Here is a 20,642-nt window from a genome sequence, read left to right as displayed (position 1 = left end):
AAAATACTTAACTTATAGCTTGTGTTTGGGATATTAAATACAAGAAGAGTGCTTTTTTATAAATTTTTTTAATAAGTTTATTTTTTGCTTGATTTTTATAAAAAGAAGTGTTATTCTATCTTTATTATAAATTGAATTTAAAATTAAAAGAGAAGGATTTTCATTGAAAGATTATATTTGTACTGTACGTGGTTATATATATGAAGTGAAAAATGGTGATCCTGACAATGGAATTAAAGCAGGAACTGCATTTAAAGACATTCCAAGTGATTGGGAATGCCCTGATTGTGGCTCTTACAAAGATGATTTTGAAGAATTAGAAGAAGAACTCTAAACTTAGAAAATTTTTTATTAAAAATGAAAAACCTTCATTTTTAGCTTTTTTATTTTAATGTATACTTAAAAATGAGCATTTTTTTTAATGAAGATTAATACTAAATAAAGCAAATACGCTCTAAACTCTTGTTTATTAATCCCTAAGGAGCAATTATGAATATAGTTACATTTAATCAAATTATTAGAACGCTTCTTAAACTCTGGCTTTAGCCTCTTAATTCTCACTGATACTTTTATCACTTTTTTCAAATACTTTTGACGTAATTTATTACCCCATTTCATATTTCATAGGAGAAATAATGGAACTTACTTTTATCACATATTTACTTATAAACTTTATTTTAATTCTTGGCTCAATTCTACAAATGGCTACAGGCGTAACGGCTGGTATGATAATCGTACCTTTTTTAGCAATGATTTCTTATACTTTAATTCCTGCGCCCATTGCTTTTGCATCGTTGGCTTTAACTATCATGATGTCCTACAAAGGAAGAAAACATATAGATACGAAAAACATGCTGCAAATTTCTTTGGGTATGTTAGCTGGAATCTTGCTTTCAATTTTTATTTTAAAAAATATTAAATTTGAGCACTTAGGACTTGTTTTTGGAATATTTATTTTAATCTCTGTTTTTATAAGTATTAAAATAAAATCCTTTAGTTTAAACACGGGTATTAACTATTCTGGAGGTTTTATAGCTGGAGTTATGGGCTCAATGGCTGCAGTGGGAGGTCAAATCTTAGCTTTGTTATTTCAAAATCATCCGTTGGAGTCTTTAAAATCTACCTTGGCATTTTTATATACCTTATTTTCAATAGTGATGTTACTGCTTTTTTATATCTTTGGTGAGTTTTCAGGCGTACAATTCTTATCAGGAATTTATATGATGCCCGGTTTTATTATTGGGTTTTTTCTTGCACCTGTATTTTCTAAGTATTTTAATCCTAAATACAGCAAAATAATTGTGCTTTCTATGGCAACACTTGGGGCTATAGTTCTAATAATAAAAAGTATTGTATAGTTTTAATAAATAGGAAAAAAGTAAACAATTTGTCAACTTATACTAATACTTGTATCTTGACTTTTTAAAAATAGAGCAGATAGCTCTATTTTTTTATTGTACTCTGTTTAACCATTTCGTTTCAATAAACCACTTCTTATAAATTTTATCCGAAAAACCAACTACTTTGTCTTCTTGTATTTGTCTTAGGAAATTATTAAGCCAATTCATAAAATCAGCATCCCCTTTTTTTATAGCCCAACCCAGTGGTTCATAAGTAAGAGGCGTATCTAAATGTATTAATTGGCCTTTTCCTTTATTGGCTAGAAAAATCCCATTGTATGGTTTATCATATATAACCGCATCTGCTTTTCCATTTAATACTTCACTTATTGCATCTGTTATTCGCTCAAATGTTTGTATTTCTGCTTTTTTAAAAAATTTTCTAGCAGCAATTTCACCAGTAACCCCAAGTTTAGTTACTATTTTATAACCTTTTTTATCCAAATCTTTAGCACTTAAGATTTTTCCTTCTAAAGATTTGTTTAAAAGTAAGGTTTGACCCAAAATAATATGAGGTTTCGAAAAACTAATTTTTAAATTTCTTTGTTGTGTTATTGTCATTCCTGACATGATGATATCAAATTTATCTGTTAATAAACCTGCAATTATTCCATCCCAATCCGTAGGAACAATTTTAAGTTTTACGCCCATGTCTTTTGCCATTTTTTTAGCCATATCGATATCATAACCAATAAGTCTTCCATTTTTGTCTTTCATTTCAAAAGGCATATATCCAGGGTCTAAACCAATTCGTAACTCACCTCTTTGTAAAATTTTGTTTAATGTAGAACTTTTCCACAGATCTATATCTGAAGCAAAAAAACTTGTTCCAAGAAACAAGATAATCATTAATATAACTTTTTTGATAATTTATCCTTTAATTTTTTAAAAAGTATACACTTTGATAATTAATTTAATATTAAAACAGTAGGTAAAAAATTAAAAAGTGATTTACAATAAGTAAAAAAGTCATTTTATTAAGATAAATATTGAACAGTTTTGTTTTAACTTTAGTGTATATTATGAATAAAAGTACTGTCAATTTAGTTATTCATTATTTTATTATTGATTTAATCAAATAAGAACATAAGCCTGTATACAATATTATGACATATAAGGGAATAATTATAGGATTCAAGAAATAAGAAATTTGAATTGTTGGTTTTATTTCCTAAATATAATTAGGACTAGTATTGAGCGATTTATTAATTATAATAATGTATTCATTTTTTTCTGGTATTACTGTTTTTTTTGGGGGAGTATTTTCTTTTTTGTTTGAAAGATACTTTAAAGAAAGTCCTATAAAAAGGAATCTTATTCACAGCTTTATGGCTTTTGGGGGAGGGATTATAATTGCAGCCGTTGCTTTTGTATTAGTACCTAAAGCTATTGAAACACTGGGTATTCTTCCAATAGTACTTAGTTTTTTAAGTGGCGCACTCTTTTTTCTTCTTTTAGATCGTTATATCGAAAAGAAAGCTGGAAATATTTCTCAAGTATTGGTTATGTTGGTTGATTTTATTCCTGAAGCTATTGCTTTAGGTGCTGTTTTTGCTACGGATCATAAACTTGGATTGTTATTGGCTATTTTCATTGGTCTGCAAAACTTTCCTGAAGCTTTTAATTCTTATGGGGATTTACGAAAAAACCACTACAGTGTAAAAAAATGTTTAATTATTTTGTTTTTTCTTTCTTTCTTAGGAATAATATCTGCTCTTTTAGGAAATATGTATTTAAGTGATATGCCTGAACTTACGTCCTCTTTAATGTTATTTGCAAGTGGAGGAATATTATATTTGGTTTTTCAAGATATTGCACCTTTGGCCAAGGTAAAAAAGAGTTATTTCCCTGCACTTGGAGTTAACTTTGGTTTTCTTTTGGGCATTATTGGGCATAAATTATTAGGCTAAAACAATAATTAAGGAATTATGATGTTTGAAATTCTTAGCGCAAAGGTCAAAGATGCAAACAAAATCTGTTCGTTACTTCGAAGAAGTATTAGTGAAGTTTGTGCGAGTGATTATGGGTATAACGAACAGGTATTAGAAGAATGGCTTGCTAATAAAACTATAAAAAATGTAAGGTATTGGATTAATCATACACATAGAAGTTCTTTTATATGTATGAATGAAAATAATGAGATAGTTGGTTTTTGTCTGCTTGATATTTCAGGTGAAATATTGCTTAATTATGTTTTACCCGAATACTTGTATAAAGGTGTTGGTAAATTATTATTAGAGGCTATGGAACAAGACTTACTTAATCATAAAATCTTTAATGTTAGAGTTATAAGCAGTATAACTGCCAAATCATTTTATGAACGTAATGGTTATATTAAAAATGGAAAAGCTTCATTAGTAGGTGAGATAGAAGGAGATTTTCCTTTGATTAAGAAACTTTAAAAACGAAAAATATTTATTCTTTAAAATAAAATAAGAAGGACAAAGATGGAAATAATTAAAAGTAAAGATTTCAGACCAAAAAAAGCTTGGGATTCAAAACAAATAGCCTGTATGAACGGAATTACAACGAAACTGCATTGGACTAATAAACCGTATATTTGGCATACAAATGATGGGGAAGAAGTATTTGTTGTTTTAGATGGACAAGTGAAAATGTATTATAAAGAAAATGGCAAAGAAAAATTTTGTGTATTAAATGTTGGTGATATTTTTTATGCTTCTGTTGGAACAGAACATTATGCACATCCTATAAAAGAAGCCAGAATATTGGTTATTGAAAAAGAAAACTCTGTATAAAAATGCTTAATTTAACGTTAAAAAGAACGTACATTAGATAAATTTTCTTAATTACTCTATAATTTGGCTATAATCACAAAAAAACACAAAGTTTAACATGAAAATATTATCAAAAAACTCTTCCCTTGAAGATTCATTGGAAAAAATGACACAAACATTAAAAAGCGTTGGTTCTGAAATAACTTTTGCACAAGAAAAACATCCTTTAACAAACTGTTTTTCGGTGAACTTAAGTTCAAATGATGCACCTAAACATCTTTATTCAAACGGTAAAGGTACTTGTTCTGAATCTAGTATCGTAAGTGCTATGGGAGAATATATAGAAAGATTACAAACAAACAATTTTTTTATAGAATTTTATATTCCTAATAGAGATGCTTATCCTGATCAAAAAGTATTTTCTTTTGATGAAGAATACTTAGATAAAGATTTGGCTAAGTTTTATAATAAAGACAATGAATTAGAAGCAAAAGATTTTATTGATTATCACAGTGATCATTTTGATAAAGTAGTTTCTTTGCCTTTTGTAAATTTAAGTACAAATAAAGAAGCATACTTACCCGTTAACTTAACACATAATTTATATGTTAGTAATGGACTTGCTACTGGAAATACTCCAAAAGAAGCACAAGTACAGTCTTTAAGTGAAATCTTTGAACGTTATGTAAAAATTGCTATTATTAAAGATGGATATTCTTTACCAACATTCCCTAAAGAGGTTCTAAAAAACTTTACAAAACTAAATGAAGATATTAAAGCTTTAGAAGACTTGGGTTATATTATTGAAGTAATTGATTGTTCTTTTGAAGGTAAGTTTCCAGTAACTGCAATTTCGTTGATTAATCCTCTTACTTCTACTTTATTCGTATCTTTTGGGGCTCATCCAATTTTAGAAGTATCGCTTCAAAGAACGATGACAGAATTAATGCAAGGTAGAGATTTAAGTGACTTATCTACATTTGAGAAACCAAGTTTTGATAAAGATCTTATTCAAACCAATTCAAATATTGAATCGCATTTTATCGATTCAAATGGTAAAATAGGTTTTGAATTTTTAAGTGCTAAAAAAACTTTTGAATATACTACTTGGGCTTACACTGGGTCTAATACCGATGAAGAGTATGATTATTTATTAGCTATTGCAAAAACTATGAAAAAAGATATTTATCTTAGAGAATACAATTATTTGGGATTTTATTCTTGTCAAATCATTGTTCCAGGTGTTTCAGAAGTTTATCCTTTAGAAGATATGATTTATAATAATACCAATACTGGTAAATATCTTAGAGATATGGTTTTGAATTTTAAAGACTATAATCCACAAGAAATCTTAGATGAATTGGAATCGTTTGATAATAACTTAAATATAGAAAAATATATTGGTGTTATTTTTAAAAATAACTTTACTATTTGTGATTTTAAAGCACAATTACATTTAATGCTTGGTAATTATGAAGAAGCTATTGAGTTATTTGAAATGTCTTCTGCTCCTTTGGCTTATTTATTGGCTCAATTAACAAGAATGTATGTTAATGAAACTTCTTGGGAAGATTATGAAGAAGCTTTAAATAAAGTATTTACTAAAGAAAAAGTGGAAGAAGCTACACGAATATTTAATGGGGATGAAGATTTTACTAGTGTTACTTATCACCAAGATTATTTAAATATTCTTGATTTATATGACAGATTATGGATTAAAAAATTAAATAAATAAACTGTATTTTCTCAAAGAAGGACTAACATACTTTATTGTTAGCCCTTCTGTTCTTCTTTTAGTTTCTCATGTAAATTTCATTCTATTGTTAGCGTAAGTGTAACTCTAAGCTTATTATTGTCATAATTTTATAGTTAGTAATTTGATTTAATATAATATATATATCTTTTTGCTAAGATAACACAAACATCTAAATGTTACTAATTTTAAAAAAAACTTCAAAGTTCTTTTAAAGATTCTTATTTTTTTTGTTATTAGTGTTTAGAAAGGTCGATATGAATGTTGCTGAAAAAGATATTTCAAAACAATATTTAAATCTTTATAATGATTATAAAAAGTTATTAAAATATATTTCGAGTGAGAATTCTATTTTAGACATATTAAATAAAATAATAGATTCTGTTGAAAGAAGAAATCCTCATATGCTTTGTTCTGTTCTTTTATTAGATGATACGGGAAAAAAACTCTTAAAAGGTGCTGCACCTTCTTTACCTGATGAATATACTAATAAGTTAGATGAAATGTTAATTGGTGAAAATGTTGGTTCTTGTGGGGCCGCTGTATATTTAAAACAAAGAGTGGTTGTTTCTGATATTAGTACTCATGATAATTGGAAATACGCTAAAAAACTCGCAGCCAGATTTAATCTTTATGCCTGTTGGTCTCAACCATTTTTTTCTGCAAATAACGAAGTTTTGGGTTCTTTTGCTATTTATTATAATGAAATAAAAGAACCCAGCGATTTTGACATTCAACTTATTGAAGATATAGCAAGTATTGTTGGAATTGCTATTGAAAAATACAAGCAGGGTTTAAAAGAAAAAGAATATAAAAAAGAATTACATCAAATAAATCATTCCCTTGAAGAAAAAGTACTTGAAAGAACGTCTGAACTTGAACGTTTAAATGATAAATTAGAAGATACTATTTTTAATCTTGAAACAACTCAAAATAAACTGGTGGAATCTTTAAAAATGGCAAGTTTAGGTGGTTTAGTTGCTGGTGTTGCTCATGAAATTAATACTCCCATTGGTATAGGGCTTACTGGTTCAACGCACTTTTTAGAACTTACAAAAAGTATCAAGAATAAATTTGAAAATGAAGAAATGACTAAAAAAGATTTTGAAGAATATTCAAATGATGCTACAGAGCTTGCAAATTTAATATATTCGAATTTAAAAAAGACAAATTATTTAATAAAAAGTTTTAAACAAATATCAGTTGATCAAACAAGTGAAGAAAAACGTGAATTTAATCTCAATACGTATATAAATGAAATTCTAATTAGTATAAATAATGTACTTAAACAAACAAATATTAGTGTTATAGTCAAAGATGATGATAAAATATCATTAAACTCATACCCTGGGGCTTTTTCTCAAATATTTACCAATCTTATTTTGAATTCTTTAAAACACGGATATACAAAAGATGAGTTTGGTACTATTATTATTCAATTAAAAAAAGAGAATAATAAAACGCTTATTATATATACAGATGATGGAAAAGGGATAAAAAAAGAGAATTTAAACAAAATATTTGATCCTTTTTTTACGACAAACAGAAATAACGGTGGCAGTGGTTTGGGATTGAATATAATCTACAATATTGTCACAAGTCAGTTGAAAGGTACTATTTCATGTGATAGTACTGTTGATATGGGTGTAAAATTTACTATAAAGATTTAAAGTAAGGAGTAGTATATGGATTTTTTTAAAGATGAACCTTTAGTTACAAAAATACTAAAAAAAGAAAAAATAAAAATCATAGTTGCTGATGATGAAGAAGATGTTCATATATTAACAAAAAATGTTTTAAGAAAATTTGAATATGACAATAAAGAATTAGAAATTATAAGCACGTATACAGGAAAAGAAACAATAGAAGTTCTAAAACAAAACCCTGATGTTGTATTGCTTTTATTGGATGTTATTATGGAAACAGATGATGCAGGATTAGAGGTCTGTAAAAAGATTCGAAATGAACTAAATAATCATTCGATACAAATTATCCTAAGAACAGGACAATCTTCTGATATTCCACCTTATACTGTAGTAACGCAGTATGAAATTAATGATTATAAAGAAAAAACAGAACTAAGTTCAGAAAAATTAAAAATCTCTTTAATTACAGCAATACGTGCTTATGAAAATATAAAACAGCTTAAAGAAGCCAATGAAAAAATTGAATTTTTAATTGATGAAATTGTAGATACTCAAAAAGAAGTTATATTTAGATTGGGTTCTGTTGCTGAGACACGTAGTCAAGAAACAGGAATGCATGTAAAAAGAGTTGCTGAATATTCAAAACTTTTTGCCTTATATTCTGGTTTAAAGGAAGATGAAGCAGAAATCTTAAAACAAGCAAGTCCTATGCATGATATAGGAAAAATTGGAATTCCCGATAATATTTTAAATAAACCAGGAAAACTTAATGCAGAAGAATTTGAAATTATGAAAACGCATGCTACTATTGGATACGAAATGTTAAAAGGATCTGATAAATCAATATTAAAAGTTGCAGCAATTGTTGCAAATGAACATCATGAAAAATACGATGGTTCAGGATATCCTAGAGCATTAAAAGGTGAAGATATCCATATTTATGGAAGAATAACAGCAATTGCAGATGTATTTGATGCTTTAGGTAGCGACAGGTGTTATAAAGTAGCCTGGGAGGATGAAAGAATATTTAATCTTTTTAAAGAAGAAAGAGCTAAACATTTTGATCCAAAATTAGTGGATATATTCTTTGATAAATTACCAGAATTTTTAAAAATAAGAGATACGTTTAAAGATTGATTATTTTATTAAGGTAAACTTTTTTGATTGCCTAATAAAATAACGCAAACACCTGCAAATACTATAAATGTTCCTATAATATCCCATTTATTAAAGGATTGTTTTTCTACAAAATACAACCAAGCAAGTGATGAAATAATATAAACCCCTCCATATATAACATAAGCACGCCCTGCAAACTCCAAATTCACTTTAGTTAATATATAAGCAAAGGTTATAAGAGAAAGAATACCTATACTTAAATATAAAGTTGGTTTTTGTTCTTTAAATACCATCCAAAAACTGTAACATCCTAAAATCTCAAAAAATGCTGCTAAAAAAAATATAAAAAATTCTTTTATCAAAATATTTCCTTGTAAAAATTGATATTAATTATTAAAATACTACTGGTATAGTAGTTAATTTTTGTTTATAAATCAAATAAAAGGGTGAGTATTGTTTGTAATTATTAAATAATTTGAATATCAGATTAAAGTTAAAGAAAAAGAACAGCATTCATAAGCTGTTCTTTAAAAAAGAATTTTTATACTACTTTTATTTGTACTTCATCTTTTCCATGAAATTCTTTTTCATTTGCATTTTTTACAATTAATTTTGCAATTTTATCGGTTTGTATCGCAATTTCTTGTGTTCTACTAGCGATTGCTGCATTTTCTTGTGTTTGTTGATCCAAAGAGTTAACTGCAATATTGATTTGTTCTATACCTCTTTTTTGCTCTTGGCTGGCACTTTTAATATCAGAAATAAGAGAAGTTGTTTCTGAAATATTTTCATCTAAACCTGTATAACCTTCAATCATTTTTGAAGCAATTGTTTTACCCTCATTTGCTTTTTTACTTGCTGTTTCAACCAGAATTTTTATTTCATTTGCAACTTCTGCCGATCTTGATGCCAGATTTCTTACTTCTTGTGCTACTACTGCAAAACCTTTTCCTGATTCTCCAGCTGTTGCTGCTTCAACAGCTGCATTTAAAGAAAGAATATTGGTTTGAAAAGAGATTTGATCAATTAATGAGATGGCATCACTTATTGCTTTTACTTGTTCATCTATTTCAATCATAGCTTGAGTGGTTTCATTTGCTAATTGTTTTCCTTGATTTGCTGAAATGGTTAATTTTTCAGAAACAGAAGATATTTTTAGAATATTTTCTGTGTTTGATGAAATAGTAGATGTGATTTCATCTAAAGCAGCTGCTGTTTCTTCCAACGCTGCTGCTGCTGTGTTTGAGTTTCTATTTAAGGTACTTACATTTTCAAGTAAAATATCACTGCTTTGATCAAGTGTTAAACCATTGGATTTATTATCAATTAACATTTCTGTAATTAGTCTGGTTACATTGTTAATAGCCATACTTATTTTACCCTTGTCATTTTTGATTTCATTTCTAAAATCAAGTTGCCCAATATTATCTAAAACAGCCAAGACTTCATGTACATTATTAGCTATATTACTGTTTAAACTTTTAATCATTTCATTAAAGTTAATTCTTAATGTTTCAAGACTTTGTGTGCTGCTTTCATTATCTAGGGTGTGAATTAGTTTTCCTTCTTTAACTTGTGCTACAACAGCTACAACTTCATCTAAAAAGGCATCGTCTCTTTTTATCATAGCTCTTGTTTTATTAATATTTTCATTTAATATTTTTGCCATTCTTCCCATCTCATCCCCACAACTTTCATCTAAGAGTTGAACCTCATTGTTTTCTTTATTTATAAATCTGAAAAATCCAAGAAAACCTTCTTCAAAGTTTTTAATGGAGGATTTAACAGAACGTACAATAATAAATGATAAAATAATAGATAAGATAAAAGTGATAGCTGAAATTATTTCAATGGTTTTTAGAATATTTTTCTCATCTTTTTCTGCTTGATGGGTTGAATGTTCTAAGAGACCCGCCATTTGTTTCATTAATACTTGAATATTATGATCCATTTCTTCTAACTCTTGATGCAATACTTCTTTTTCATGTTCGATGTTTTCTGTATTCCCCGCATCTAAATCTGCTTCAAAAATTGCCAAACTTTTTTCAAAAGCTGTTTGTTCATGCTCTAGAACCTTAAGTTCTTTTAAAAATAGTTTATAGGTGTTTTTTGTTTTTATATCTGTATTGTGATTAATGGCTTTTTGAACCAAATGTTCTGCTTCTTTAATCGTTTTATCTGTTTCTTCTTCAAGTTTCGTAATTTTATGTTTTAAGCTTTTAAATTCTTCACTGTGTACATCTTTGCTGGCAATAATTAATTCATAAGTAAGAATTTCTTCTTGCAGAATGTCTTTTTCTAATTCTGTAATAAGTGTATTAATAGGAATCTGATATTGAGAGATTTCTTCTATTTCATCTCCTATTTTACTAAGTCCTAAATAAGCAGAAGTAGAAATAATTGCCATTCCAAACATTAAAGTACTTATAACCAATACAAACTTTGTTGTCATTTTGATATTTTTAAACATCTATGTCCTTTTTTTATTAGAGCATTAATTAATTTATTAATCATTTAAAAAGATTGTTTTTTATTAATTAAGCATTTAATAATCTATATAATTACAATATCATAACATAAAATCAAGACTTTATTGATAAAAATAATAATTTTAAAACTTTTTATAAATTCATTATAACTATAAATAAGACTAAGTGTTTTTGTTGAGAGCAAAGCAGTAGCTTAGTTGTATGAAAATTACTTCAATATATTTTTTATGAAATTTTATGAAAATAAATAAAAAATAATATTTTCTAGCATACTTCAAAATATTAGAATATTAAAATAATATGTTTTTAGGCGTAAATTTCCATTCTAATATTAATGCAATTTTATTAAAGATTGTAAATACTCTTGTACCAGTTTGTGGAACTGTTTTTAGAGCAGCTATTATGGCAGGTGCACCTTGCTTAAGTGTTGCGTCAAATATATATTGTACCTTTGGCTTTTATTGTTAATGAATCTTTTCCTTACCTCTCAAAATAACTTCTTTTTGGCTTTTTTTGCATTTTGTAACATTGCACTTGCTTTGTACCTTATTTCAAATGTTTTAGTTAATGATAGTTTAAAACTATTTATAAGAGTTTTTTTATTAATTATTCTTTAAAGTAGGATGTTCTATCCTCTTTTTTAGATTAAATAATTTTTAAAATCTAAATTTTATTATCAATAAATATAAACTTTGATTTTGTTTATAAATATTATATTTCACGTAATTTTCTTGCAATTATTAGTAAATAATCTTTTAAATTTTTATTATATCCCTTAATATCATGCATGTGTAAGTATTAATTATCATCTAATCATAATAATAATTAATATCGATTTAAGCAGTATTTTGCTATTTTATACAAAAAATATAATAATTATAAAGGGTGATAATGTTAACAAATGTAAACTTAACAACAAAAATAATTTTATCTATGTGTATTAGTATTTTTGGAATGTTAATAATTTCAAGTTCGGCTTATTTGGGTCTTAAGAAAATAGGAAGTGAGATAGAGGAAATTGCAGAATATCAAATTCCTTTGAACAAATTAATTACAGAACTTGGTCAAGATATAATGAATGAAGAAATTCTAACTTATGAATTAATTATGCACAGTAAGGATGTCAATAGTAGTACTTTTAAGAACATTGAAAAAAAAATAAATGATTTGGAAGAACGAACCGAACATACAATTAAAACAGCAGAATATTTATCTCAAAAAGCAATTGATCATAACAGTGATGAAAAAAGCAAAAAAATATACACTCTTTTTTTAAAAGAGTTAAAAGTACTAGAAGTTGAGCAATATCATTTCAAAGCATCACTAAAAGTATTTGAACATAATTTAGAAATAGGAAATATAAAAAACATTGAAGCAGAAAAAAATATTTTACTTTCTGAACTTAAAGAAATGGATGAAAACATACACATCTTGATGAAACAAATGGAGGAACTCTTAGATCATTCAACACTTCAAGCAGAAAAAGATGAACATGAGATCTTAAGAATTATAGAAATAATTGCAAGTTTATCTTTGTTTATTGCTTTACTTTCTTCTTATTTTATTGTTAAAACGGTACGCTCTAAAATAGACTCTTTTCAAAGTGGCTTAATTTCTTTTTTTGATTATTTAAACAGAGTTAACCCCGATGTAAAACTCTTAGATGATACAAAGAATGATGAATTTGGATTAATGGCAAAAGTTGTTAATGAAAATATCAAAAAAACAAAAAAATCCATTGATGAAGACAGAGAATTTATTGATGAAACAATTGATGTATTATCTGAATTTGAACAAGGTGATTTGTGTCAAAGAGTTAAAATGAGTGTAGAAAATCCTACTTTGATGAAACTAAAAAATGTTTTAGATTCAATGGGAAATCAAATGGAAGATAATATCAATTCTGTATTAGATATATTAGAACAATATTCTTCTTATAATTATATGAATAAAGTAGATAATTCAAAGGTTAAAAATCAATTATTATCTTTAGCCAATGGAGTGAATTATTTAGGAGATTCTATTACTACAATGTTATGTGAAAGCAAACAAATTGGATTAACCTTAAATAAAGCCTCAAAAAATTTATTACAAAATGTAGATGTTTTAGATAAAACATCTACTGAAGCAGCTTCTTCTTTGGAAGAAACATCTGCTGCATTAGAAGAAATTACTGGAACTATTTCTCATAATGGAGACTCTGTCTCTAAAATGGCTGATTATGCGAATAAAGTAGTAAATTCAATTGAAGCGGGAAAAGAACTGGCAGTTAAAACAACGCTATCAATGGAAGAAATCAATACACAAGTAAGTGCAATAAATGACGCAATTTCTGTAATTGATCAAATATCTTTTCAAACAAATATCTTAAGTCTTAATGCCGCAGTTGAAGCAGCAACTGCAGGAGAAGCGGGAAAAGGTTTTGCTGTAGTTGCACAAGAAGTAAGAAATTTGGCGAACAGATCAGCCGAAGCTGCTAAAGAAATTAAAGCCTTAGTAGAAAATGCAAATATGAAAACCAATGATGGTAAGAAAATAGCAAATGATATGATTGAAGGTTATGGTTCTTTAACCCAAAATATTTCAAAAACCATTGAATATATTAATAATGTAAAAATATCCTCAAAAGAACAACAAATTGGAATTGAACAAATTAATTATGCTGTAATTGAGCAAGATACTCAAACACAAAAGATTGCAGAAGCTGCAAGACAGAGTTATGAAATTGCCATTGAGTCTTCTGATATTGCTAGTAAAATTGTTGAAAATATTAATGCTAAAAGTTTTAAAGGTAAAGAGAGCATTATTGATAGAAGAGCAGGTAACTCTAATGCTTATGCAAAAGATGAAAGAAGAAGCTCTTATATTGCTATATCAAAATATAATGAAGGATTAGATCAAAAAAAAATATCTTAATTACACTTGGCTAAGGAAAGAAAAAATGATTAGTATTAGAGAATATAAAACAGTTATTAAATCAAATGCATTTGAAAAAGAAGAAGTTATAAAAGATATGGAAAATAAAGAAAGACAAAAAAATTATTAAAAAGTATAAATAATATTATATTAAGGCTTTTTTTATAAGAGAGTAACAGTATTTCTATTGTTTTTTTTGGACAAAAACAAGGCTTTATCTGTACGCTCAAAAAGAGTAAGTTTACTGTCTTCACTTTCAAATTGACTGACTCCAAAACTACAAGTAATGGGGGTGTTTTTTATTTTAAGAGTATTTTCTATTAAAATCTTTAACTTGTCTGCTTTTTCTTTCGCTTGTTTTTTTTCTGTATTTGGTAAAACTAAAATAAACTCGTCTCCTCCCCATCTAGCAATAAGATCCATATTTCTAATGTTTTTTTGCAATAAAGAGGCCAAATGTTTTAGAACTTTATCTCCTCTTCTATGCCCTAGCTTATCATTGATGTTTTTAAAATTATCGATATCAAGTAAGATTAGGCTTAAGGGATGTGAATAACGTTTGGCTCTGTTCATTTCATTATTTAATAATTCTTCAAACTTACGTCGATTATAGATACCCGTCAAAACATCATGAAAAGCATTGTATTCACTTTTTTCTATCTTTTTTTCAAGTTTTTTATTGAGTTTTTCAAGCTCTTTTGTTCTTTCTTTTATGATATTCTCAAGTGAACTTTGATTGATTATTAGGGATTTGTTTTGTTCTTGTATTTGTTTATAAAAGATTTCCTCTTTATTAATATTGACATGTGAGCCAATCATTCTAAGCACTGTTCCATCTTTTTTTTCTTCAACAATTTTAGCTGTATCTTGAATCCATAAATAAGAACCATCTGCTTTTTTACAACGATATTTGATGTGGTATTGGAGAATTGTTTTATTGAGATAGGACTCAAAATGTTTCATTACTCTTTCGTAATCATCTGGATGAATTAAATTCTCCCAGGTGAAAATATCTTTTTTCATTGAATGAATGTCATAGTTTAGCATACGATACCAACTTGGACTTCTTTCTACTCTTCCTGTACAAGCATTCCAATCCCATACTCCATCACTTATGGTATCCAAAATATAATGAAGGGTTTTTTCAGATTCTTTAAGCGAAGAATGAGAATAATAAGAACTCATAATTATCCTTTGAATAGAAATAACTTAATTATAACAAAAGAATATTTAAGTAAAGAGCTGAATAATTTTTTAAGTTAAAAAAATAAAGTATTCTTATTATGGAATATTTCAGAAAAGATAATCAAAGAAAAACTGCTTTTTTGTTATACTTTCATAAAATTATTATTCTAGGATTAAGGGAAAGAATGAGAATAGCTATTGTATCAGATATTAAATCTAATGTGTATGCATTAGAAGAAATAATAAAAGACATAGAAAATAAAAATGTAGATCATATGATTAATCTTGGAGATTCATTTTATGGGCCAATCGCTCCACGAGAAACGTTTGATTTATTGCAAAAACATAAATTTATAACAGTGTGTGGAGACGAAGACAGAAAAATCCTAGAAGCATCGTTAGATCAGCTAAAAAATGATTCTTTGCTTAAATTTGTTTATGAGGATTTAAAAGAAGAAGTGCTGTATTGGATTCAAGATTTACCTTTTGAAAAATTTTTGAACGAGGATGTTTATTTTACTCATGGAACACAACATGATGATTCTAAATATTTATTAGAAGATGTGAGTTCTGGGCAAGCAGTTTTAAGAAATGAAAAAGAGATTATTAAACTCATTGATGATGTAGAATCTAAATTTGTACTTTGCGGGCATTCACACAAAGCCAGATGTGTTAATTTAAGCAATGGGCAAGTTGTAATTAATCCTGGTTCTATAGGTCTTCAAGCCTTTAAAAGTTCTAATCCTTGTTTACATAACATTGAGAACTTGAGTCCAAAAGCTTCTTATATCATTCTTGACATTAACAAAAATGAATATAATATTGTTTTACATAGCGTTTCTTATGATTATAAAAAAGCTATAAATAAAGCCAATATAAGAGATGAAAAAGCATGGGCCTATGCTTTAGAATATGCTAAGGTTTTAGAAGATTAAACGTATCTTAAAGGAAAATAATGTCGGTATTAATTTTAGGGGCAAGTGGAGCTACTGGAAAACTATTACTTAGTTTCTTAGTATTACAAAATATTAAAGTAAAAATCATATTAAGAAAAGGTGCTTTTTTAGAGGATGATTTTATTAAGCATGAAAATGTAGAAATAATTAGGACAAATGTTTATGACTTAAGCAAAGAGGACATATCTTTACTTCTTAGTGATGTGAAAAGTGTCTTTTCTTGTTTAGGCCATACCTTAAGTATAAAAGGAATGTATTTTGATCCTAGAAATCTTGTTTGTGAGATTACTAAACGATTCTGTGAAGTAATTCAGGAACAAAAAGAAAAAAATATTAGAAAATTTATTTTAATGAATACTGCTGGTAATTCTAATCGTGATTTAAATGAAAAAATTTCATTTGCACAAAAATGCATTATGTCTGTACTTCGTAATTTAATTCCTCCTCATAAAGACAATGAAAATGCAAGTGATTATTTAAGAAAAATCATTGGACAAAATAATGAATATTTGCAATGGTGTATAATAAGGCCGGATGCATTAATTAATGAAATAAAACAAAGTGAGTATGAATTATATGCTTCACCCATTAGAAGTGCTATTTTTAATTCAGGAAGTACTTCACGAATAAATGTAGCACATTTAATGAGTACTTTACATATTAATAGTGATACTTGGGACAAATGGCAAGGTCAAATGCCAGTTGTTTATAATAAAACATCTTCCCTATAATAAAAAAATATGCAGGTGTTTTTAAATTTGATAATTGGACGTATCGTTCCATTCAAATATGAAACACATGGGTAATTTATTATACTTGTTTAAAATTTTTGCTGTTATAAAACCTGAAATAAAAATACAAACAATGGCCAATAAAGATGAAAATGCAAGGGTAGATAAACCACTTAATCCTTGACCTACTGTACATCCAATGGATAATATCCCACCAGTACCCATAAGTGCTCCACCTATCATATTGTATTTTACTTTATTTATATTGACATTGGAGGTACAGCCAAAACTGTATTTTTTATTTACAGATGACATTAAAAATGAACCTAAAACAACACCTAATAATAAAGCAACTGAAAACTGCAGTTCATTTACTTGATAAAACATAAAAAGCTCTAAACTTTGAGCACTTGGATAAATAAAACTTATAGCTTGTAAATCAATAAGTCTTTCCATACTTTCTTCGCCTAGAATTCCAGTTAAAGCCCAAGCACAAGCAATTAATAAACCAATGAAAAAACCATCTGCTAAAGAAAAAATACGTTTGATTTTTCTTACAAAAAATGCCAGTAATACAAACAATACAAATATAAGCGCATATATATTTAATGATATGTTTGTAATATAAGATGAAAGTTCTATTAAATAATCATTTTGAGTAAAAGGACGTAAAAAACCGCTTAAAAAACCTTTACTCGTACCATAAGCAAAAATAGCAATAAACAGCAAGGTTACTAAAGCATTACTATCACCTTGGGCAAATTTTACTAAAGATCTGTTCCCACATCCATCTGCTATCATCATTCCTGCTCCAAATAAACAAGAGCCAAAAATTATGGCAAAATAATTGATATTTTCTTTGTAATAAATACTTTGACTAATATCAATATCATAGTAAAAAAACAAACTTTGTGAAGATATAATTGCTACAAGCATAGCCATGATGACTGATGAAGCGCGTTTTGTGGATTTTGTTAGAATATAGTCTTTGATAGATCCAGAAAAACAAAATTGTTTTTTTTGAGCAATCATGCCAAAAATAAGGCCTATACATACAGCCAAAACGTTAACTATTTGATATGTTTCTAAATCTAACATGTTTCTCCTACTTCTTAAACTTGATTTTCAATTCTCATTTCTTCTAAAACTTCAAGAATATCTTCTGCATCTTTTTCGCTTAATTTATTGTTGTCAATATCTATAATCACATCATTAAAATAGGCTTGAATTTCTTCCATATATTCTAATTCTTCTTTTGCTTCTTTATTGTTCTTTTTTTTATCAAGTATATTAAGGGCTTCTTCAATATTTTCTTCTACTTCTACTAAAACGTCTTCTTTTAATAGTATTTCAAGTTCTTTAACTTTACTCATAATCTCTCTTTATTTTTTTCTAATTATAACCAAAAAAATCTGCTTTCATTCTTTGTTTATCAGATTAGAGTATACTTCTTTTAATACAAAAGAATTGTTTGGATATTAAATGAATTGGTTAGCACACTTATTTTTATCAGAAAAAAAAACAGACTTTCAATTGGGAAATATCTTAAATGATCCCATGAAAGGAAGATACTGGATAGGCGCTAGTAATGAACTTATTATGGGTATGAAAACCCATCAAAAAATCGATTCTTTTACAGATTCACATGATATAGTATCTAAAAGTAAAAAATGCCTAAGAGAAAAAGGTCTTCTTAAAGCAGTTGTTATTGATTTGACTTATGATTATTTTTTAACAAAAAACTGGCATGTATTTTCACCTATTTCTTTAGAAGAATATCTTAGTGACTTTTATAAAAAGGCCGCTTTACGAAAAAGTTCTTTTCCTATAAAAGCAAAGGATTTTGTTTCTAATCTTATTGTTTATGATTTTTTAAGTAAATATAAAAGTATGGAAGACCTGGAGAAATCTTTTTTACGTATGGACAAACGTTTATCTCCACGCTTATTAAAAAGAGAAAGTGCTTCTTCATATTATCCTGCTGTTTGCAGTAATATTGATGTTCTAGAAAAAGATTTTTTGAAGTTTTTTCCACTTTTGTGTTTGCATGTAAAAAAGAATTTAGACCCTAAACATCTTTCTCATTGGAAAGCTATTTAGTTTTGAAATTTAATAAGAGTGAATATTTTTAATAGTTTTTTTTTGAATATCAATAGGTGTTTCATGCTTATGTTTTACAAATGTTAAGTGTATCCTTTTTGAAAAATAAATTCCAACTATTAATTAAGCGTTTATTTATTTCCTTTTTCAAAAATACGTTCTGTAAATTCTGCAAATTTTCCACGCACTGCTTTTTCCAGTTCAATAGCAAACATATTTAGTTCTTCGTGAGCATTGTTGGTTTGTTTGAGTAAAGATGTTAAACCATTATTATATTTGTTTAAATACATATTATCAATTTGTCTGTTTGAACCAATAACGATTGCCATACATGTTTCATCCAGTCTTGATAAAATAAGTTGAGTGGTTTTTTCACTTGAATTTTGCCACTCATCCATAATTACAATAGCATTTCCTAGGGTTCTTCCTCTAGCTTCACCAGGCCATAGGGTTTCTATACAGTATTTAGAAGTCAGTTCATTTATTTTTGATTCAATAGATTCTTTATTTTCTCTGTTTTCACTTTTTTTAAGATGTTTTTTTGAGATAAATTCTAGGGTATCGTTTAATGCCATATTATAAATTCTAAACTTTTCATCATTCCCAGATAAATAACCAATATCAGCACCTTTATCTAAAGATTCAATTGAATTTCTAACATAGATTATTTTGTCATACATTCCTAAATCAATAAGTCTGATTGCCGATACTACAGACATTAATGTTTTTCCCGAACCTGCTTTTGCATCAATTACTAATAAATCAAAAGCATTTGATAATATGGCTTTTGTAAAAAGTTTTTGTTTTAAATTAACCGGTTTTACACTCAAAGCTTTAAAGTCATTTTCTTTTAAAAGATCTATTTTTTCATTATGTACTAAAGCATATGTTTTGTTTCCATCTTCACTGTTAAAAGAATAAGAAAAATTTTGTAAACTATAATCTTTATCTATATCTTTAATTCTTTTGCCATCTAAAGTATTAAATACAGATGAATCCAAATTAAAGTTTTTGATAAATTCAAAACGAGGAACGGTTGATTTATCATCATGAAGTGTTTCTGTTTTTATAGCTTTAAATTGTGCAAAGGTTCTTGCATATACATCTAAAGATAAGAATATTACTTGAGAACCTTTATAATATTCTTGTGCAATAACAGCAACTTCAATGATACGTTTATCATTGCATTCACTTAAATGCACTTGTTCTATGTTCTCTTCATATGTATCTTTTGCAATTACATGAAGTACCAGTTCATCATTAAAGTATTTAACTACCTTAAAGCCTTTTTTATGATCAATCTCTTTTGTTTTCATTTTTGCCAGTAGTCTGGCAAACGCTCTTGAATAATAACCCAACTCGCTTGATAACTTTTTTTTGTCTTCTAATTCAAAAAGAACAGTTTCTGGTACGACTAAAATATTTGTACCATTATCAGAGATTCTGTATAGGTTTTGGATATTTTGTAAAATGATGTTTGTATCGATGACATATATTTTTTCTTTCATAGAAAAAGTATAGCACTATATAATTACAATCTCATTACAAAGTAGAATTTTATTTGAAAAATAGATACTATTAATTCGATCTTATTTTCTTAGAAAAATAT

The 20,642-nt window shown here is 27.3% G+C and carries 19 protein-coding genes and 1 pseudogene; 13 read left to right on the top strand and 7 right to left on the bottom strand.

Features of this window, described 5'->3' with window-relative positions:
* Positions 1-163 precede the first annotated feature (163 nt).
* Together HRT41_13655 and HRT41_13650 are read left to right on the top strand one after the other, a co-directional pair.
* Positions 164-334: a rubredoxin gene (locus HRT41_13655; protein NQY25068.1), complete on the top strand. Its 171-nt coding sequence runs from the start codon at positions 164-166 to the stop codon at positions 332-334.
* Between the two features lie 301 nt (positions 335-635).
* Complete coding sequence (locus HRT41_13650) at positions 636-1,358, top strand: sulfite exporter TauE/SafE family protein (protein NQY25067.1); 723 nt, start codon at positions 636-638, stop codon at positions 1,356-1,358.
* A 93-nt stretch (positions 1,359-1,451) separates the two neighbouring features.
* On the opposite strand, the gene HRT41_13645 is transcribed toward HRT41_13650, so the two are convergent.
* On the bottom strand, positions 1,452-2,267 hold the full coding sequence (locus tag HRT41_13645) for a transporter substrate-binding domain-containing protein (GenBank protein NQY25066.1): 816 nt from the start codon (positions 2,265-2,267) through the stop codon (positions 1,452-1,454).
* A gap of 350 nt (positions 2,268-2,617) precedes the next feature.
* Between HRT41_13645 and HRT41_13640 the strand changes: the two genes are divergently transcribed.
* The 6 genes from HRT41_13640 to HRT41_13615 all read left to right on the top strand — a co-directional run bounded on the left by HRT41_13640 (position 2,618) and on the right by HRT41_13615 (position 8,674).
* Positions 2,618-3,310 (top strand): divalent cation transporter, encoded by a 693-nt coding sequence (locus tag HRT41_13640; GenBank protein ID NQY25065.1) that lies wholly within the window; start codon positions 2,618-2,620, stop codon positions 3,308-3,310.
* Positions 3,311-3,331: 21 nt separating this feature from the next.
* Positions 3,332-3,802 (top strand): GNAT family N-acetyltransferase, encoded by a 471-nt coding sequence (locus tag HRT41_13635; protein NQY25064.1) that lies wholly within the window; start codon positions 3,332-3,334, stop codon positions 3,800-3,802.
* A gap of 45 nt (positions 3,803-3,847) precedes the next feature.
* Positions 3,848-4,159 (top strand): cupin, encoded by a 312-nt coding sequence (locus HRT41_13630; protein NQY25063.1) that lies wholly within the window; start codon positions 3,848-3,850, stop codon positions 4,157-4,159.
* 97 nt (positions 4,160-4,256) lie between these two features.
* Positions 4,257-5,873, top strand: a complete 1,617-nt coding sequence (locus HRT41_13625; GenBank protein ID NQY25062.1) for a YcaO-like family protein — start codon at positions 4,257-4,259, stop codon at positions 5,871-5,873.
* A gap of 275 nt (positions 5,874-6,148) precedes the next feature.
* Positions 6,149-7,561 carry a GAF domain-containing sensor histidine kinase gene (locus HRT41_13620; protein ID NQY25061.1) on the top strand — a complete coding sequence of 471 codons (1,413 nt, stop codon included), beginning with the start codon at positions 6,149-6,151 and terminating at the stop codon, positions 7,559-7,561.
* A gap of 15 nt (positions 7,562-7,576) precedes the next feature.
* Positions 7,577-8,674 (top strand): HD domain-containing protein, encoded by a 1,098-nt coding sequence (locus HRT41_13615; protein ID NQY25060.1) that lies wholly within the window; start codon positions 7,577-7,579, stop codon positions 8,672-8,674.
* Positions 8,675-8,682: 8 nt separating this feature from the next.
* Here the strand turns inward: HRT41_13615 and HRT41_13610 are convergent, their stop codons facing one another.
* Positions 8,683-9,015, bottom strand: a complete 333-nt coding sequence (locus tag HRT41_13610; protein NQY25059.1) for a YnfA family protein — start codon at positions 9,013-9,015, stop codon at positions 8,683-8,685.
* Between the two features lie 182 nt (positions 9,016-9,197).
* Positions 9,198-11,126, bottom strand: a complete 1,929-nt coding sequence (locus tag HRT41_13605) for an MCP four helix bundle domain-containing protein (protein NQY25058.1) — start codon at positions 11,124-11,126, stop codon at positions 9,198-9,200.
* Positions 11,127-12,036: 910 nt separating this feature from the next.
* Between HRT41_13605 and HRT41_13600 the strand changes: the two are divergent.
* Both HRT41_13600 and HRT41_13595 read left to right on the top strand, forming a co-directional pair.
* Positions 12,037-12,342: pseudogene (locus HRT41_13600) on the top strand (MCP four helix bundle domain-containing protein).
* Complete coding sequence (locus HRT41_13595; GenBank protein NQY25057.1) at positions 12,253-14,061, top strand: chemotaxis protein; 1,809 nt, start codon at positions 12,253-12,255, stop codon at positions 14,059-14,061. The pseudogene HRT41_13600 and the gene HRT41_13595 overlap by 90 nt, the downstream one beginning before the upstream one ends.
* A 162-nt stretch (positions 14,062-14,223) precedes the next feature.
* On the opposite strand, the gene HRT41_13590 is transcribed toward HRT41_13595, so the two are convergent.
* Positions 14,224-15,246: a sensor domain-containing diguanylate cyclase gene (locus HRT41_13590; GenBank protein ID NQY25056.1), complete on the bottom strand. Its 1,023-nt coding sequence runs from the start codon at positions 15,244-15,246 to the stop codon at positions 14,224-14,226.
* Positions 15,247-15,431: 185 nt separating this feature from the next.
* Here HRT41_13590 and HRT41_13585 point away from each other — a divergent pair, with 185 nt between their 5' ends.
* Both HRT41_13585 and HRT41_13580 read left to right on the top strand, forming a co-directional pair.
* Complete coding sequence (locus tag HRT41_13585; GenBank protein ID NQY25055.1) at positions 15,432-16,181, top strand: metallophosphoesterase family protein; 750 nt, start codon at positions 15,432-15,434, stop codon at positions 16,179-16,181.
* Between the two features lie 20 nt (positions 16,182-16,201).
* Entirely contained in the window at positions 16,202-16,933 is a 732-nt protein-coding gene (locus tag HRT41_13580) for an SDR family oxidoreductase (GenBank protein NQY25054.1), read from the top strand.
* Between the two features lie 21 nt (positions 16,934-16,954).
* Here the strand turns inward: HRT41_13580 and HRT41_13575 are convergent, their stop codons facing one another.
* Both HRT41_13575 and HRT41_13570 read right to left on the bottom strand, forming a co-directional pair.
* On the bottom strand, positions 16,955-18,031 hold the full coding sequence (locus HRT41_13575) for a YeeE/YedE family protein (GenBank protein ID NQY25053.1): 1,077 nt from the start codon (positions 18,029-18,031) through the stop codon (positions 16,955-16,957).
* Between the two features lie 14 nt (positions 18,032-18,045).
* The gene (locus HRT41_13570; protein ID NQY25052.1) at positions 18,046-18,306 is read right to left on the bottom strand and encodes a hypothetical protein; all 261 of its coding nucleotides are present in this window, start codon (positions 18,304-18,306) and stop codon (positions 18,046-18,048) included.
* A 109-nt stretch (positions 18,307-18,415) separates the two neighbouring features.
* Here HRT41_13570 and HRT41_13565 point away from each other — a divergent pair, with 109 nt between their 5' ends.
* Positions 18,416-19,033, top strand: a complete 618-nt coding sequence (locus HRT41_13565) for a DUF479 domain-containing protein (protein NQY25051.1) — start codon at positions 18,416-18,418, stop codon at positions 19,031-19,033.
* A gap of 131 nt (positions 19,034-19,164) precedes the next feature.
* Here the strand turns inward: HRT41_13565 and HRT41_13560 are convergent, their stop codons facing one another.
* Positions 19,165-20,541 carry a PhoH family protein gene (locus HRT41_13560; protein NQY25050.1) on the bottom strand — a complete coding sequence of 459 codons (1,377 nt, stop codon included), beginning with the start codon at positions 20,539-20,541 and terminating at the stop codon, positions 19,165-19,167.
* Positions 20,542-20,642 lie beyond the last annotated feature (101 nt).

The organism is Campylobacteraceae bacterium (genome assembly GCA_013215945.1).
Taxonomy (GTDB): domain Bacteria; phylum Campylobacterota; class Campylobacteria; order Campylobacterales; family Arcobacteraceae; genus NORP36.
This window is presented reverse-complemented; position numbering and strand designations above follow the sequence as displayed.